This window comes from Synechocystis sp. FACHB-383 (assembly GCF_014698605.1).
GTDB classification, from domain to species: Bacteria; Cyanobacteriota; Cyanobacteriia; order Cyanobacteriales; family Microcystaceae; genus Synechocystis; species Synechocystis salina.
In genome coordinates, this window is sequence record NZ_JACJTJ010000019.1 from 15,395 (window position 1) to 33,381 (window position 17,987).

The 17,987-nt window shown below is 51.1% G+C and carries 12 protein-coding genes; all 12 read left to right on the forward strand.

The annotated features are described in order from the left end of the window. The first annotated feature begins 34 nt into the window (after nucleotides 1–34). Entirely contained in the window at nucleotides 35–772 is a 738-nt protein-coding gene (locus H6G45_RS03895; RefSeq protein WP_242018035.1) for a hypothetical protein, read from the forward strand. A gap of 148 nt (nucleotides 773–920) precedes the next feature. Next, entirely contained in the window at nucleotides 921–1,505 is a 585-nt protein-coding gene (locus H6G45_RS03900) for a TIGR04376 family protein (protein WP_190596806.1), read from the forward strand. A gap of 429 nt (nucleotides 1,506–1,934) precedes the next feature. Continuing rightward, nucleotides 1,935–7,016 (forward strand): PD40 domain-containing protein, encoded by a 5,082-nt coding sequence (locus H6G45_RS03905; RefSeq protein ID WP_190596808.1) that lies wholly within the window; start codon nucleotides 1,935–1,937, stop codon nucleotides 7,014–7,016. 135 nt (nucleotides 7,017–7,151) lie between these two features. Then, the gene (gene cobA / locus H6G45_RS03910; protein ID WP_190596810.1) at nucleotides 7,152–8,699 is read left to right on the forward strand and encodes a uroporphyrinogen-III C-methyltransferase; all 1,548 of its coding nucleotides are present in this window, start codon (nucleotides 7,152–7,154) and stop codon (nucleotides 8,697–8,699) included. After that, the gene (locus tag H6G45_RS03915) at nucleotides 8,680–9,174 is read left to right on the forward strand and encodes a hypothetical protein (RefSeq protein WP_190596812.1); all 495 of its coding nucleotides are present in this window, start codon (nucleotides 8,680–8,682) and stop codon (nucleotides 9,172–9,174) included. Before cobA ends, H6G45_RS03915 begins: the two co-directional genes overlap by 20 nt. Nucleotides 9,175–9,270: 96 nt before the next feature. Further along, nucleotides 9,271–9,600, forward strand: a complete 330-nt coding sequence (locus H6G45_RS03920; RefSeq protein ID WP_347338244.1) for a hypothetical protein — start codon at nucleotides 9,271–9,273, stop codon at nucleotides 9,598–9,600. 193 nt (nucleotides 9,601–9,793) lie between these two features. Next, entirely contained in the window at nucleotides 9,794–11,938 is a 2,145-nt protein-coding gene (locus tag H6G45_RS03925; RefSeq protein ID WP_190596816.1) for an IMS domain-containing protein, read from the forward strand. A gap of 202 nt (nucleotides 11,939–12,140) precedes the next feature. After that, nucleotides 12,141–14,051, forward strand: a complete 1,911-nt coding sequence (dnaK, locus tag H6G45_RS03930; protein ID WP_190596817.1) for a molecular chaperone DnaK — start codon at nucleotides 12,141–12,143, stop codon at nucleotides 14,049–14,051. Between the two features lie 167 nt (nucleotides 14,052–14,218). After that, nucleotides 14,219–15,337 carry a glycine cleavage system aminomethyltransferase GcvT gene (gene gcvT / locus H6G45_RS03935; RefSeq protein WP_190596819.1) on the forward strand — a complete coding sequence of 373 codons (1,119 nt, stop codon included), beginning with the start codon at nucleotides 14,219–14,221 and terminating at the stop codon, nucleotides 15,335–15,337. 88 nt (nucleotides 15,338–15,425) lie between these two features. Continuing rightward, nucleotides 15,426–17,048: an NAD(P)/FAD-dependent oxidoreductase gene (locus tag H6G45_RS03940; protein WP_190596821.1), complete on the forward strand. Its 1,623-nt coding sequence runs from the start codon at nucleotides 15,426–15,428 to the stop codon at nucleotides 17,046–17,048. Nucleotides 17,049–17,097: 49 nt separating this feature from the next. Next, the gene (locus tag H6G45_RS03945; RefSeq protein WP_190596824.1) at nucleotides 17,098–17,298 is read left to right on the forward strand and encodes a hypothetical protein; all 201 of its coding nucleotides are present in this window, start codon (nucleotides 17,098–17,100) and stop codon (nucleotides 17,296–17,298) included. 359 nt (nucleotides 17,299–17,657) lie between these two features. Then, nucleotides 17,658–17,981: a metal-sensitive transcriptional regulator gene (locus H6G45_RS03950; protein ID WP_190596826.1), complete on the forward strand. Its 324-nt coding sequence runs from the start codon at nucleotides 17,658–17,660 to the stop codon at nucleotides 17,979–17,981. Nucleotides 17,982–17,987: the final 6 nt, after the last annotated feature.

The window sequence follows — 17,987 nt, forward strand, 5'->3', positions numbered from 1 at the left end:
AATGGGCAACATCTTTTTTCCATGGGTGGGGACAATGGACAAATATGAAGAGTTAGGCAGTTCTGCTAATGCTAAGCCCTGGTGGTTGAAGCACCTCGACAAAATTTTTCTGGGTGGTGGCGTTGTCTATCTGCTCCTAGTCAGTTTTTGGTTGGTGTTCCAGTCCCGGCAGCCCACTCCCACCACGGCATCGTCAACGGAAACGGTCACCGTGGATCAGGCAGATGAGGAGTTTATCGTCTATCTGCAACAGTCCCTAGAAACCCTTAAACAGCCCCAAACATTGCCGGCTTCCCCCGTTCCCGCTGGTGTTAACCCTCCAGCAACCCCCAACCAAACCACGGTGGCGATCGCCCCAGCCAACCAGGGCATTCCCCTCCCCCCACCGCCCCCCGGTGCTGTGCCCCAAAATAATGGCGGCAATCTGCCCACGGTTGCCCCCGGCAGTACCACTGTGGTGGAAAGGTATTATTACCCCGTTTACCCCAATGGCCAAGCGGCCCCAGCCATGGCCACTCCCCCCCAACCCGTGGCGGCGGCTCCCCCTTCCACCCCCATGGTGCCCAGTAAGACTAAACATGACCTAGTGGGAGTCCTGGAATCCGGCGATCGCTCCTCGGCCCTATTCCGCTGGAATGGCATGACCCAGCGCATTCAAATCGGTGAGGCGATCGGTAGTAGCGGTTGGCAATTGGCAGCGGTAAATAGTCAGCAAGCAATTCTGTCCCGGCAAGGAAAAACAAGATATCTAGAGGTAGGACAAAGCTTTTAGTTTGCCCTAATTTATTTGGACCTTTGGCGATCGCCGAGAAAGAGTCAGGGTCTTGATCGATCTCCAGTGATGGGAGAAAAAAACAAGGTATCTTGGAGTAGGAAAAAGCTTTTACGGCACCTAGTAGATTTTTGGGAAGATTGTAGCGATGGGCTTGTTTGACGATGTCGGCCGTTTTTTAGAAGACCGTCTGGAAGAGTTTTTGCAAAACAACCCCCATCTGGAGTTGGAAGCTCTGTTAGAACAGTTGAGGGAACAGGAAGCCGACGCCCGCCGTTTACTGACAGACCTACAGCGCAAAAAACAGGACCAGGAAACCCAAATTCTCAACCTAGCCCAGGATATTCAAGCTTGGCATAGCCGCATTCAACAGGCTAAGGCCGCTGGGCGAGAAGATTTGGCCCAAGGAGCCCAGGAAAGGGAAGCCACCTTACTGCGTCAGGGCAATCAAGTGTGGGGGCAACGGGCGGGGACAGAAAAACGGATCAGCCAAGCTCAAAGTTTGATAGAGGAAATTCAGCAACGACAAAAGGAAGTACAGCAAAAAGCCAAACAAATGGCGGCTGAGCAAAAAGCATCTGAGGCCCAAAGGCGGGCTACGGACACCATGGGCTGGAATCAAGGCAATACCGGGGAAACCTATCATCGGGAGTTGGATCCCTTGGAGGCGGAATTCAAAAAGTGGGAATTGGAAACGGAATTGGAGCGCCTGAGACGCAACTCCACTAGATAGCTTCTGTGTCTCTGGAACTGGCCAGGGCAGATGTGACTAGGCTAATTAAGTTAGCCAATAGTCAAAATATTGGCAGTTAGAGATAGTTAGAGATGAAAATATACGGTGTAGCCAGTTTTGCTGGAGATGAAATATTGGGGCAACATCAAGGATTTGTTGAGCAAAAACTTTGCTGACTGCTTTGATTCCGAATCCAAGTCAATGAATCATGCCCCAATGGATATCCGTTGGTCATGGCTTAATTGCTCCCGTCCCTGGCCGTGTCAACGCTGGCATCTTGTCACTAAAATTGAAGCTGAGGCCTGGAGCTTTCCCCGCTATTTTTGATTAAATTTGCTCAGTCTTGCGGCGGTGTCCACCGTAGATTAAGCAAAACTTCACAGGTCAAATAATTTTTTCCTTGCCAGTAATTGTACTAACTTCACACCGATGGCTGTTATGTTATCCTGCCTTACCCAGCAACAAGAACTTTTACAATCCCTCGCTGATAGGGTTGGACAACCGGCGGCCCAGGATGACCTTTATTTCTGTTTAGCCGGTCAATTCACCTGGGTGGAAGATTGGTACGACACGGCGATCGCCGGCGACGTTCTGATTTTGGATGCGGCGGAAAAGGAGCAACTGGCCAGAGTTTTACAGCAATGGGAACAGTTTACAGGCGACGTTATTATCATCACTGGCCTGACTGAAGAACCCGATCCCCAAACTTTTCTGGCCCAATTGGCCCAAGGAAAGCAACAACGCTGTGGAGAGAGACATTTCCATTGGGTTGTGCTGGTTCCCCCCACCATAGAAGAAGCCTTCCGTGGCCTACAGACTTTCTTGGACGGCAAAAGCCATTGGTTTGATCTACGGCTGGGGGCAGGGGATCTGGAGCAATGCACCGATGAACTCTGGCAGTGTGTTTGGTCAGAACCCGCACCATTGACCCTGGAGAAACGCCGGGAAATGTTAGTTAATTTGCCCCATTGGTTGGGGGAGATCGTTGACCAAAAGCATAACCTCGAACTAGAGCCGATTAGCCTCCTCCAAGCTAAATTATCCCTGTTACAGGGTTTGGCCCGGGAAAGCCAAGGCGAAATGGGCAGAAAACAGGCCCAGTGCCACTATCGGGAAAGTTTGGATGTCTGGGAACTGCTGGGGGATACGGAGCCAATTATTTGGCTGAGTCTACGGTTGGGCTATCTCTCCCTACTCCAAGCCTACGGAGAAAAAAGCCGTGCCCATCAACTTTGGCAACAAACCCGTAATTATGCCCAAACGGCGATCGCCGCCCTGGAAAATCAGCAATGGCATTTTGTTCATGGAGAAACCCTCAACTTGGTGGGGGAACTTCTACGGGGGCTAGAAGACTGGGAGCAACTGCGACAAGCCGCCGAAAACAGCCTGATTTTTTTCTATCAACTTTCCCCCTTTGCTGCCACGGACACCACCCCGGAGCGCAATCAGGAAAAGCCTTGGACAGAATTGGAATTACAGGGGTTAATTTCCCTGGCCCATGGTTACCTTTGTGAAGCCCTGGTGGAGCAATGGAAATTTGACGAAGCTAAGGAAGCTCTCAAAAGAGCCTTTGAAACCCGTTCTAAGGAAGTTGAAGATCGGGATTATCGTCCCTGCTTGGCAAATTTGCATTACCTTGCCGGTCGAGTGCAATTGGCCAATGACCAGATTAAAGAAGCTTTGATGACCCTGCGCCAGGCCCAAACCCTGGTGTCCTTTGACGATAATCCCCGTCTATACCTAGCCATTCTGGTGGAATTACGGGAATGCTATTTACAGTTGGAAGATTGGCTGGCAGCCTTGGCCATTGACCAGGAATATCAAACCAGGGAATACCGTTTAGGTCAGCGAGCCTTCATTGGTCCCAGGCCCCTTCCCTGTTGGCCAGAACAACGTATTTATCGCCATCCCCTAGCACCGGAAAAAATTCTGGGGGGCAGTACGGAGGGTTTGTCTGCCGTGCAATCCCCAAAGACAGTTTCCCTCGCCTGGCATGACCTGCAAAGGGTTTGGGAACAAAAGCCGATGCCAGTGTTGGTCCTAACAGGGGAGCCCGGGGGAGGCAAAACTTCTTGGTTAGCGGGGGAAGTGTTGCAACAAATGTCCCCAGACCGAGTGTTTTTAGTAGAGTTTACTCCGCGCTGGGCGGAAAAGTTATGGGTTCACCTGGGGGAACGCTTTAGTCTGCCTTCCTTGGGGCAAGCTACAGCCCCGGAGTTAGCCTCTGCCCTAGAAGCCCTACCAATATTGGACTTGCTGTTGATATTAGACGGGGAAAACGGCTCCCTACCCTGGCAACAAAGTCCTTCCTTGCGCCAACAGGAATTGGCTCTGGTACTGTGGCAATGGTTGTTAACCACTGGCCCGTCCCAAGGTGTCCGTCTGTTAATCTCTTTACCCCCCACGGCGATCGCCGACTTTTATGGGGAGCTGAAGGGGCAATTGGAGGAAGAACAGTCCCTGCCCCCACTGCAATACCAGGCCATCTCCCCCCTCACCCTAGGGCAAGCGGAAAGTTGGTTGGCCCAGGCCATGGCCCAATGTCGCCACCCTTGGCCCCCTAGTTTGCAGTCCCAGTTTTTGGGGGATTTAGCGATGGAGGGCGGTTGGGAAGAGGGGCCCTGGCTCCATCCCATTGATTTGCAACTGTTGGGAACTGTCTTGGAACAACAACAAGTTACTAAGTCAGCGAATTACCAGGGTAAAAAGTTAGATGAATGGTTGACCTTTGCCGTCCAAACCTATTTGGCTTTTCTGCCCCCCCATCTACTCAAAAAAGCCCTGCAATTACTCAAAAGCCTGGCCGATGGACAGCAAGGTCTTTGCCTCAAAACCGAATATGAGTTACTAACTGCGCTCTATTCTGTCCCTGAATCAGAGGGGGATAATCCACCGGAGTTTGCCCAAGAAGACATTCAGCAATTGCATTTATTGCTGGCTCTATTGCTCCGGGGCAGATTAATTATCGTGATTTACCAAGCCACGGTGCCCTATTACCGTCTCAGTACGCCCCATTTAGCCCATGCCCTCCAAGGGAAAAGTGCCGCTATCTCCACTCCCGCCGTCATTAGCGCTGGCCGCCGGGGGAGTAAAGCCAATCCCAATTTAATGGCCCCATCCTCTGGCGATCGCCAACAGGGAAACGAAGATTTAATTGCCGAGTTGGAAGCAGGCTCCAGTGTGGAGGAACAGGCCGCGGCCCAGAAATTGAAAGCGGCTCAATTGCAATACCAAAAATTACTGGCTGGTATCAATCTGGAAAAGCAATGCCAGTTCATTCTCAAACAATTTGTCTCCTATCCCCTGGAGGCCTTGCTGGCGGCAGTTAAAACCGGGCAGGAACTACAAAAACTAGTCACAGCGGAAACTCCTCTGGTGCAATATCCTAGCCTGGCCCCCTGGCTTTCTCTCCACAGCATTTTGGCTCAAATCAATGAATGTAACCGTTGCCAACACGATGGGCCAGTCACCGGTCTGCGGATCAGTCCTCCCATGGACAACACTCCCCCCCTATTGCTCACAGCCACCAGCAACGGTATTGCGTATCTTTGGTCTTTCCACGGTGAACTGATTAACATTTTGCGGGGACACCAAGGGGCCATCACGGCAGTGGACTGGAGTGCCGATGGTCAATATTTTGCCACCGCCTCCGCCGATCACACCGTTAAACTCTGGCAACGCCATGGGGAAGAAGTCGCCACCCTCCAGGGTCACGAAGACTGGGTAAGGAGTGTGCATTTTAGTCCCCATCATCAGTTTGTAATGACCAGTGGCCAGGATAATACCGTACGCATTTGGAATTTTGCCGGGGAACAACTCACCCTCTGCCAGGGCCACACCGACTGGGTCCGCAATGCTGAATTCAACTGCCATGGACAAATTTTACTGTCTGCCTCGCGGGACGGCACTGCCCGGTTATGGGATCTAGAAGGTCGGGAAATTGGCCTTTGCCAGGGGCATACCAGTTGGGTACGCAACGCCCAATTTAGCCCTGATGGCCAATGGATTGTCACCTGTTCCGCCGATGGCACTGCCCGGCTATGGGATCTGAGCAGTCAATGCTTTGCTGTTTTAAAGGGGCACCAAAACTGGGTCAACAATGCCCTCTGGAGTCCCGATGGCCAGTACATCATCACGTCTTCCAATGACGGTACTGCTAGGCTTTGGAGTCGCCATGGTAAATGTTTGGGCACGCTCCGGGGTCAAGACCACAATATCCACGCGGCCCGTTTTAGTCCGGACGGCCAAAGAATTGTCACCTGTTCCACCGATGGCAGCGCCCGACTTTGGACGAAGGAAGGCAATTTGCTCACCGTTTTACAGGCCCATCAGAAGGAAATTTACGACGCTGATTTTAGCGCCGATGGTCGTTTTATTTTCACTGTCTCCGCTGACCAAACGGCCCGTCAATGGGACATTTCCCCGAAAAATACCATCACTCTCACCGGCCACAGCCACTGGGTACGCAATGCCCATTTCAACCCCAAAGGCGATCGCCTGTTGACTGTTTCTAGGGATAAAACGGCTCGCCTCTGGACCATGGAAGGAAAATGCATTGCCGTGTTAGCGGATCACCAAGGCTGGGTGCGAGAAGGGCAATTTAGCCCGGACGGTCAATGGATTGTAACGGGGTCGGCGGACAAAACTGCTCAAATTTGGAATGTGTTGGGCAAAAAATTGACCACCTTGCGGGGGCACCAGGATGCGGTCTTGAATGTGCGCTTCAGCTCCGATAGCCAGTATATTGTCACTGCTAGCAAAGACGGCACCGCTCGGGTTTGGAATAATACTGGCCGGGAATTGGCGGTACTGAGACACTACGAAAAGACTATTTTTGCGGCGGAGTTTAGTGCCGATGGCCAATTTATCGTCACAGCCTCGGATGATAATACAGCCGGCATCTGGGAAATTGTTGGCCGGGAGGTGGGCGTATGCCGGGGCCATGAAGGGCCAGTGTATTTTGCCCAATTTAGCACTGACAGCCGTTATATACTGACAGCCTCCGTGGATAACACCGCCCGGATTTGGGATTTCCTCGGTCGTCCCTTGTTGACCTTAGCTGGCCATCAAAGCATTGTTTACCAGGCCCAATTTAGCCCCGAGGGGGACTTGATTGCCACCGTATCTGCCGACCACACCGCTAGGCTTTGGGACCGTAGCGGCAAAACAGTAGCGGTGCTATATGGCCATCAGGGTTTAGTGGGCACTGTGGATTGGAGCCCCGACGGACAAATGCTTGTCACCGCTTCCAACGATGGCACCGCTAGGCTTTGGGACCGTTCTGGAAGGGAATTGGTCACCCTGGAAGGCCATGGTAATTGGGTGCGGTCAGCGGAATTTAGCCCTGATGGCCACTGGGTTTTAACTTCTTCGGCCGACGGTACTGCCAAGCTTTGGCCTGTGAAAACGTTACCCCAGCTTTTGGACCAGGGTCGACAATGGCTGAAAAACTACCTCACCCATAATGCGTTGGTGTCCCCAGTTGATCGCCCCGGCTCCAAGGCAACCTAATTTTTGCGCCGCTGAGTAGAAACTCCGCATTGGACCCTGGCTCTCCCTATTCTTAGTTCAGATGATGGCAAAACCCTGCCCCTTGAACAAATTTTTGCCAGGGGAGTATGATTTTTTAGTTTATTGCCAATAGCCATGATTACTGTGCCACCACCATCGTTTGCCGCAGCTAAAGTCTATCTGGTGGGGGCTGGTCTGGGGCCCGTGGCCTATCTCACCCAAAGGGCGATCGCCGTGTTGGGTAGGGCAGAGGTGGTAATTTATGACGCGTTGGTGTCCCAGGAGCTATTCGATCTGCTGCCACCGGATTGTGAACGGATTTTTGTTGGCAAACGAGCAGGGAAACCCAGCACTCCCCAGGCAAAAATCAATCAACTATTGCTAGACCATTACCGCCTGGGTAAACGGGTGGTGCGGCTGAAAAGCGGTGACCCCTGGATTTTTGGTCGCCTTCTACCGGAACTGGCAACCCTGGTGGCCCACCATTGTGCCCATGAAGTGATACCGGGGGTTTCCTCGGCGATCGCCAGTGCAGGACTAGTAGGTATTCCCCTCACAGCGAAAGACACCGGCACGGGTTTTTTTGTCATGGACGGCCATGATCCCCATGGTTGGCCTTGGCCTGCTCTGGCCCAGTTGCCCACTTTAGTGATTCTGATGGGGACTAAAAATTTGCCGGTGGTAGTGGATAAGTTACTCCGGGCGGGTAAATCCCCTGGCACCCCCATGGCAGTAATTAAAAACGCCGGCAGACCGGAACAACAAACCTGGGGGGGAACCCTAGCTGATATGGTGGAAAAAACCCAAGGACAGTCCCTGGCCCCAGGGGTAATTGTCGTTGGGGATGTTGTTGATCAAAGGATTGTCCCTGCCTTGACCCCCCTGCCCCTGGCCCAAAAAACTATTCTGGTTACCCGGGCCGCCGACCAAGCGAGCCAGTTTACCGAACTTTTGCAACAGCAAGGTGCCAATGTATTAGCTATGGCCGCCCTGGAAATTGTTCCCCCCACTGACTGGCGACCCGTCGACCAGGCGATCGCCAAGTTGGGGGATTTTGACTGGCTAATTCTAACTTCGGCCAATGGGGTAGAGTTTTTCTTTCAAAGATTGCAACACCATGGTTGGGACAGTAGGGCTCTGGCGGGGTTAAAGTTAGCCGTAGTGGGCAAAAAAACCGCCCAAAGCCTAGAGAAATTTGGCATCAAACCGGACTTCATTCCACCGGATTTCATTGCTGATGCCCTGGTGGAACATTTTCCCCAGCCCCCAGCAGGATTAAAAATACTTTTTCCCCGGGTGGAAAGTGGCGGCCGGGCCCAATTAGTCCAGGAATTGAGAGCAAAACAAGCATTGGTGACGGAAGTGCCCGCTTATCAATCCGCTTGCCCCGCCCATATGCCCGAAGAAGTGTGGCAAAGTATCCTTAACCGCAATGTGGATGTGATTACCTTTGCCAGCTCCAAAACCGTCACCCACTTCCGGCAACTGTTAGCCAAAAATAGTCAAGCTGACGGTTACCAAGATTGGCGATGTTTAATTAACCATTGCCAGATTGCTTCCATTGGCCCCCAAACTTCCGAGCGCTGTTTACAGGAATTGGGACAGGTGGACATTGAAGCAACGGAATATACCCTAGAAGGCCTAACCAGGGCCATTATTGATTATGTTCACCAAAATTCTTAACCCTGCCGCTCCCATACCTCTGATGGCGGCCATCACTGCCCTGGGGGGAATAATGTTTGCCCCTGCCGTTCGCAGTCAGGAAACCATTTTCAAGGAAAGTGTCCAAACCCAAACCACTTTCGCCGCCCAGCAATGTGCAGTACGGTTAAAAGATCCCACCGAAGAAATTGCCATGGACTGCAATCAACTGTCCGTAACGGAGGGGGATGGCACGATCAATTTCCACTACGACAATGCCGACGAGATGGGCTTTTCCTTTGTATTGGAATACAATGACAAACCTTTGCTGGCTGCTGGGAAGCTGAATAACAATCAATACAATGTCATTGGTACTTTCCTCTGGACCGCGGAAGATGGCATTGTTGACGAAACCTTGTCAGAGGCCGCAGGCACTTGCAGTGTTGTGCAGAGTCAGGTGCTTTGCCAGGCCACCATTGATGGTCAAATGCAGGTGGAAGCGGTGGTGGATCTCTAGTCTCCCCAGGTTGCTGTCAAGAACCTGTGAACTTATCTCCCAGGCTTTCCTTTAATTTTTTTAATCCCCTGTGGTGACTCTGTTGGCTTAGTTGAGGTGTCAATGAAATGTTGGTTGGCGGCGGCGGATTTACTGATCATTGCCGCTGAGGATTTACCAGCTTATAAAAAGGGCGGTTCCATTGTTCGTAATAATTACTTTTGGGCCCTCCAGGCGATCGCCTGCCATAGTGGGCGGGGTAAGGATTGGGAATTCGACGAGGCGGTGTGGGTAGCCCTGGGGAGACTGTTACTATTTTTTCTCAATTCTGGCTATCTGATGACGTCGGAAACCCTACTGGAATTTCCCTATGATGAGATTATTCCCCCTAGCTTGAGGTCAGTGGCCACCTGGCAGGCTCCTGGGGGCAGTGGGGACGTAGAGTAGTTTTGCAGGCGAAATCGGGGCTAACAGAGCAGGTTTTTCGCTTTTTTTCGAATTATTGGTCACAAAAAAGCTGTCGTATAGTATGGTATTAGCCTTTAACATGTCTTCTGACTGCCTAGAAACCGTTAGCGCTATTCCGTGCTAGTTCCCTATAAGCTTTTAAACTGAACCTGTCCTGCCAAGGCTTTTTCCGGTGTTTATCCCCCTCGACTTTTATCGTATTTTAGGCATTCCTCCCCAGAGTGGTGGGGAAACCATTGAGCAGGCCTACCAAGATCGCCTTCTGCAATTACCCCGGCGGGAATTTAGTGACGCCGCAGTTGCTACCCGCAATCAACTACTGGCGATCGCCTATGAAACCCTGCGGGATCAGGAAAAACGCCAGGCCTACGACCAAGAGTGGTGGGGGGCCATGGACGAAGCTCTGGGGGAGGCGTTGCCCCTAACTACTCCGGAGTTGGAATGTAGCCCAGAGCAAAAGATTGGAGCATTGTTAATCTTGTTGGATTTGGGGGAATACGAACTGGTGCTCAAGTATGGTGAGCCAGTCCTCCATGACCCAAACCCTCCGGCGGGGGGCATGCCCCAGGACTATTTACTCTCGGTCATTTTGGCCCACTGGGAACTGAGCCGGGAACGGTGGCAACAACAGCAGTATGAATTTGCCGCTACCGCCAGCCTTAAAGCCATAGCTCGGTTGCAACAAGATAATGATTTCCCTGCTTTGGAAGCAGAAATCCGCCAGGAACTATACCGTCTGCGGCCCTACCGTATCCTCGAACTTTTAGCCAAAGAAGGGCAAGGGGAGGAGCAACGTCAGCAGGGTCTAGCTCTGTTACAGGCCATGGTGCAGGACCGGGGCGGCATTGAAGGTAAGGGGGAAGATTATTCTGGGTTGGGAAATGATGACTTTTTAAAATTTATCCACCAACTGCGCTGTCATCTCACGGTGGCCGAGCAAAACGCCCTATTTTTACCTGAAAGTCAACGGCCGTCTTTAGTGGCTAGCTACTTGGCAGTCCATAGTCTGATGGCCGAGGGGGTGAAGGAACAGGAGCCCATGGCCATTGTCGAAGCCAAGTCTTTAGTTACACAGTTGGAAAATTGTCAAGATTTGGCCCTAGAAAAGGCAATTTGTGAATTATTATTGGGTCAAACGGAAATTGTTCTGGCGGCGATCGACCAGGGAGATCCCAAAATAGTAGCTGGCCTCGAATCTAAGTTGGCGGCAGGGGAAGATCCTCTGACTGCTTTTTATACTTTCACTGAGCAGTGGCTAGAGGAAGAGATTGTCCCTTACTTTAGGGACCTTTCTCCGGAGACCCTTTCCCCCAATGCCTATTTCAACAATCCCTCCGTTCAGCAGTATCTAGAACAACTAGAGCCGGATTCCCTCACCACTGACAATTCTTTTGCTTCCCCTGCCCTCCTTAGCACCGCAACGGAATCGGAAACTCCCATGGTACATAGTTCCGCCGCCCTTCCCGATCGCCCTTTGACCCCCACCGTTCCCCCTCGACGGGGACGCAGTCCAAGACGTTCCCGAGACGATGTTTTCCCCAGCGCCGACAATGTTAGTGGTTTGGCCGTCACTACCCTCTCCCCGGCGATCGCCTACGACACTGATTCTTCAGGCACTAATGGCATTGGTGGAGATGGTGCCAGCAATGGTTTCTCTGGCACCCCCCCCCTAGAACCCATCAGCGACCATAAACCTCCCCGGCGGCGAAAAAAACGGGTGACCATTAAACCGGTGCGCTTTGGCATTTTTTTGCTGTGCCTCGCAGGTATTGTGGGGGGCGCCACTGCCTTAATTATTAATCGTACTGGCGATCCCCTGGGCAGTTTATTGGAAGATCCCTTGGATGTGTCCCTGGATCAGCCCTCAGAATTGATCCCCGATGAAGCCACCAGCCGGAATTTAATTCTTAGTCAACCCAACTTCAATCAACAGGTGGGTCAGATGGTGGTGCAAAACTGGCTTGATAGTAAAAAGTTAGCCTTTGGCCAGAACTATGATGTCGGGGCGTTGCAAAATGTGTTGGCCCCCAATCTCCTTGCCCAACAACGGGGCCGGGCCCAACGGGATCAATCCCAAAAAATCTATCACCAGTACGAACATAAGTTACAAATTCTCGACTATCAAGTTAGTCCCCAAGACCCCAACCGAGCCACAGTTACCGCCCGGGTAGAAGAAATTAGCCAGCCCTTTACTTTAGCTAACCAAAAGCAGAAAGGAGCCGCCACCAAAGACGACCTGACTGTACGCTACCAACTAGTACGTCACCAAGGGGTATGGAAAATTGCCCAAATCCAAGTGGTAAATAGCCCCCGTTAGTGCTGGCCATTGATGCCCCATCGACGATGGCATACGGCTTAATCCCCCCATAGGTACGGAAACCTGCACTTCCGAGAACCAAGCCCCTACCGTCACTATAAGAGTGTGAACGCATCGGTCCTGGGCAGTGGCTAGAGCCATGGCTCCTTGGTCGGTCTTTGTGTCTGATATTCTTACTTGTTAACGGGAGTTAATTAAAATTATGGGAAAAGTTGTTGGGATTGACCTCGGTACTACCAATTCCTGCGTGGCCGTAATGGAAGGGGGGAAACCCACTGTTATCGCCAATGCAGAAGGTTTTCGCACTACCCCCTCGGTGGTTGGTTATGCCAAAAATGGCGATCGCCTAGTGGGGCAAATTGCCAAGCGTCAAGCAGTGATGAACCCAGGCAATACATTTTATTCAGTTAAACGTTTCATTGGTCGTAAATTTGATGAAATTACCAATGAAGCCACCGAAGTTGCCTACAGCGTAGTTAAAGACGGTAACGGCAACGTCAAGCTAGACTGCCCCGCCCAGGGAAAACAGTTTGCCCCGGAAGAAATTTCTGCCCAGGTGTTGCGGAAATTGGTGGACGATGCCAGCAAATACCTAGGGGAAACCGTTACCCAGGCTGTCATCACCGTTCCTGCCTATTTCAACGATTCCCAACGGCAAGCCACCAAAGATGCGGGTAAAATTGCCGGTATCGAAGTACTCAGAATTATCAACGAACCCACCGCCGCTTCCCTGGCCTACGGTCTAGACAAAAAAGACAACGAAACGATTCTGGTGTTTGACCTAGGGGGCGGTACCTTTGACGTCTCTATCCTCGAGGTAGGGGAAGGGGTATTTGAAGTATTAGCTACCTCTGGAGATACTCACTTGGGAGGGGACGACTTCGACAAAAAAATTGTGGATTTCCTGGCCGGTGAATTCCAGAAAGCCGAAGGCATCGATCTTCGCAAGGATAAGCAAGCCCTGCAACGATTAACCGAAGCAGCGGAAAAAGCCAAAATTGAACTGTCTGGCGTGAGCCAAACGGAAATTAACCTGCCCTTCATCACTGCTACCCAGGATGGACCAAAGCATTTAGACACCACCCTATCCCGGGCCAAGTTTGAAGAAATTTGTTCCGATCTGATTGACCGCTGTGGTGTACCCGTGGAAAACGCCATTCGGGATGCCAAAATCGATAAATCCGCCCTGGATGAAATTGTGCTGGTGGGTGGTTCTACCCGGATCCCCGCTGTGAAGGAAGTGGTGAAAAAAATCCTCGGTAAAGAGCCCAATCAAGGGGTTAACCCCGATGAAGTGGTAGCCGTTGGTGCTGCTATTCAGGGAGGTGTACTCTCCGGTGAAGTCAAAGATATTCTGCTCCTGGACGTTTCTCCCCTCTCCTTGGGCGTAGAAACCCTAGGGGGCGTCATGACCAAAATCATTCCCCGCAACACCACCATCCCCACCAAGAAATCCGAAACCTTCTCCACCGCCGTGGACGGTCAAAGCAACGTGGAAATTCATGTGCTCCAAGGAGAACGGGAAATGGCCAACGACAATAAGAGTTTGGGGACCTTCCGGTTAGACGGTATTCCCCCCGCTCCCCGGGGTGTGCCCCAAATTGAAGTTACCTTTGACATCGACGCCAACGGTATTCTGAACGTCACTGCCAAAGACCGGGGTACGGGTAAGGAACAATCCATCAGCATCACCGGGGCTTCCACCCTGCCCGATACGGAAGTAGACCGGATGGTGAAGGAAGCTGAGTCCAATGCCGCCACCGACAAGGAACGTCGGGAGAAAATTGACCGCAAAAACCAAGCGGACTCCCTGGTGTACCAAGCGGAAAAACAAATCACTGAGTTGGGTGATAAAGTGCCCGCTGCCGACAAAACCAAGGCTGAAGGTTTGATCAAAGATCTGAAAGAGGCCGTGGCCCAGGAAGATGACGCCAAAATCCAAACGGTGATGCCGGAACTACAACAGGTCCTCTACAGCATTGGTTCCAATATGTACCAACAGGCTGGAGCAGAGGCTGGGGTAGGTGCCCCCGGTGCTGGCCCTGAAGCAGGCACTAGCAGTGGTGGTGGCGATGATGTCATCGATGCGGAATTCTCTGAGCCCGAAAAATAATTCTGGTTTTTCAGCTTTGTTGTTTGAAAACCTGTGTTGAAAACTCCCTAGCCCCCAATTTTGGGGTAATCACATGCCAAGATCCTCCCTTACTGGGGGGATTTTTTGTGATTTCCGTGGGAAAAAACTATGATTTAGGCAGGACTTTTTCTGGAATCCAAACCACTGTGGCCAATTCTGCTCCCGCCCTACGCACTCCCCTTTACGACCTTATTGGTCAACAAACCTCTAAACTAACGGCCTTTGCTGGCTGGGAAATGCCAGTACAGTTTACGGGGTTAAAACAGGAACATCAGGCGGTGCGGGAAAAGGTGGGGATGTTTGACATTTCCCACATGGGTAAATTCGTCCTGACTGGGGCGGACGTTTTGACGGCGTTGCAAAGTTTAGTACCCTCAGATCTAGCTCGCCTCACCCCTGGCAAAGCCCAATATACAGTGCTGTTGAATGAACAAGGGGGCATTATTGACGACATTATTGTTTATGACCAGGGAAAAACTGCCAATGGAGAGGAGCAGGTCACTCTGATTGTCAATGCCGCCACTACGGAGAAGGATAAGCAATGGTTACTGGGACATTTATCTCAAGTAATTGATTTGCAAGATTTATCTAGGGAACAGGTCTTAATTGCCCTCCAGGGCCCAGAATCAGTCAGCGTTTTGCAACCCTTAGTTGATGGGGATTTAGACGGTTTACCCGCCTTTGGTCATTTGGAAACGGAATTGCTGGGGGCAAAGGCTTTTATTGCCCGGACGGGGTACACCGGGGAAGACGGCTTTGAAATTATGGTTTCCCCTGAAGTGGGACAACAACTCTGGCAAACTTTTCTGCGAAAAGATGTTGCTCCCTGCGGTTTAGGGGCTAGGGACACCCTGCGCTTAGAAGCGGCCATGGATTTGTACGGCCAGGACATGAATGACCACACTACGCCCCTGGAAGCGGGTTTAGGTTGGTTAGTTCACCTCGATAGCAAAGGTGATTTTATTGGTCGTTCTGTGTTGGAGCAACAAAAAACCAACGGAATTGAAAAACGCCTAGTGGGCTTGGAAATGTTGGGAAAACAAATTGCCCGCCATGACTATCCCCTCATGCACAAGGGCAAAAATATTGGCATTGTTACCAGTGGCACCCTTTCCCCTACCCTGGAAAAGGCGATCGCCTTGGGTTATGTTCCCCCGGAACTTGCAAAAGTAGGTCAGGAATTGGAGGTAGAAATTCGGGGTAAAACCTATGGGATAAAAGTAGTGAAAAAACCCTTTTATCGTTCTGCTCACAAACCCCGTTAGTTAGCGGTTTTGCAACTGACTAGCTTGCCGATCGCCATGGGAAATTACCTTAAAAATTGTCAGAATTGAAACCCAAGATACAAGATAAATGTTACGCATTAGCGAAATCAAACTCCCCCTAGACCATGACGACACAGCCCTGGCACAGGCCATTCTCAAAAAGTTGGGCATTAGTAAAGAACAATTAACCAGTTACACCATTTTCAAACGTAGTTATGATGCCCGCAAACGAGGCCATATTCTGCTGGTCTATATCGTTGACGTAGCAACGCCCCAAGCGGAAAAGTTACTGGCCAAATTTGCTGGCGATCGCCAGATTGCGCCCACCCCAGCCATGACTTATGAGTTTGTTGCCCAGGCTAAACCAGCTCAAGTAGTCGAAGGGAAACGGCCCGTTGTGATTGGGACAGGGCCCTGTGGCATGTTTGCGGGTTTACTACTGGCCCAGATGGGTCTGAAGCCGATTATTTTGGAGCGGGGTAAATCAGTGCGGGACCGTAGTGTGGACACCTTCCGCTTTTGGGTGAAGGGAAAACTCAATGCTGAATCCAACGTCCAGTTTGGAGAAGGGGGAGCAGGGACTTTTTCCGACGGCAAACTCTATAGCCAAGTACGGGATCCAAACCATTACGGCCGCAAGGTGTTGGAGGAATTTGTTAATGCTGGAGCCGATCCCGAAATTCTTTACATCAACCGACCCCACATTGGCACCTATCGCCTCGTGAAAATTGTCCAAAATTTACGTTCCACCATAGAGGAATTGGGGGGAGAAATTCATTTTCAAAGCCATGTTACCGACATCAATATCCGACAGAATCAGGTGCAGGGGATAACCCTGGAAAATGGTCAATATATTGCCACTAACCATGTGGTGCTAGCGGTGGGGCACAGCGCCAGAGACACTTTTCAAATGTTATTTGAACGGGGAGTTTATATTGAAGCCAAGCCCTTTTCCCTCGGTTTTCGCATTGAGCATCCCCAAGCCCTCATTGACCAATGTCGCTACGGCCCCCAAGCTGGCCATACCCGCCTTGGTTCCGCCGATTATAAATTAGTTCACCATTGCCAAAATGGGCGATCGGTTTACAGCTTTTGTATGTGCCCAGGGGGAAAAGTCGTGGCCGCCGCCTCCGAACCGGGCAGATTAGTCACCAATGGCATGAGCGAATACGCCCGGGATGAAGCTAACGCCAATAGCGCCATTGTGGTGGGCATTAATCCGGAGGAAGATTATCCAGAACACCCGTTAGCGGGCATTGCTTTACAACGACATTGGGAAGAACAGGCTTTCCAGTTAGGGGGAGCAAATTACCAAGCTCCGGGGCAATTGGTGGGGGATTTTCTGGCCAATCAACCTTCTATCAAATTTGGTTCCGTTCTACCTTCCTATAAACCGGGGGTAAAACTGGTCAACCTGGGGGAAAGTCTGCCCGATTATGCGATCGCCGCTTTGCGAGAAGCCATTCCAGCCTTTGATAAAAAAATCCGGGGCTTTGCCATGGAAGATGCTGTGTTAACTGCGGTGGAAACCCGCACTTCTTCTCCCATTCGCATTAAACGGGGGGATGACTTCCAAAGCATCAATACGCTTGGTCTTTATCCCGCCGGGGAAGGGGCCGGTTACGCTGGGGGGATTTTATCCGCTGGCATTGACGGTATTAAAGTAGCAGAGGCGATCGCCTTGGATTTTTTTGCTAAAGTTGACATCTAAGCAGAATAATTTTTTAACACCAAACCTAGCTAGGGTATTGATAAAGTTAATGAGTAACTTAGAACAAATTGAAACGCAAGTTAAACAGCTAAATCCCTCGGATTTCGCCAAATTTCGGGAATGGTTCCATGAATATGATTGGCAGGCCTGGGATTGTCAAATTGAGCAAGACTCTAAGTCTGGTAAGCTAAAAGCTTTAGCGGAAAGGGCATTGGCAGACCATAGTGCTGGTCGGACAAAAGTGCTTTGAACCATCACACGAACTCTGATTTCTGGTTTTGTTATCGGCATCTGCCAGAAGAAATTCAGAGACGGGCAGATAAGGCTTATCAATTACTAAGTCAAAATCCTCGCCATCCCTCACTTCATTTCAAAAAAGTGGGAGAACTATGGTCTGTTCGAGTCACCTTGCATTATCGAGCATTGTCGGTAGAAACCGATGACGGCTATGTTTGGTTTTGGATTGGTACACACGAAGATTACGATAAGCTATTGGGCTAACGGTATCCTCCCAAAGCTAAGCCATCAGCGGCGCAAAATTCCCCACCCCGCTAACATCAAGAAAAATTGTCTAATCCGGCAATGGTTTTATCGACAAATATTGAACGTATGACTTCCCAACCCGTCCCCCATCCTTCTGCCCGCCATAGCCACGCCCACCCCCACGTCCACAGCCAGGAATCCTTACAAAAATTGGTTAATCGCCTCTCCCGCATTGAAGGCCACATCCGGGGAGTAAAAACCATGGTGCAGGAAAATCGTCCTTGCCCGGAGGTTTTAATTCAGGTGGCGGCGATCCGGGGAGCGTTGGACCGGGTGGCTAGATTAATTTTGGATGACCACATGAATGAGTGCATCACCAGGGCGGCGGCAGAGGGCAATATTGAGCAGGAGTTGGCGGAACTGAAACAGGCCCTAGACCGGTTTTTATAAGCCGTT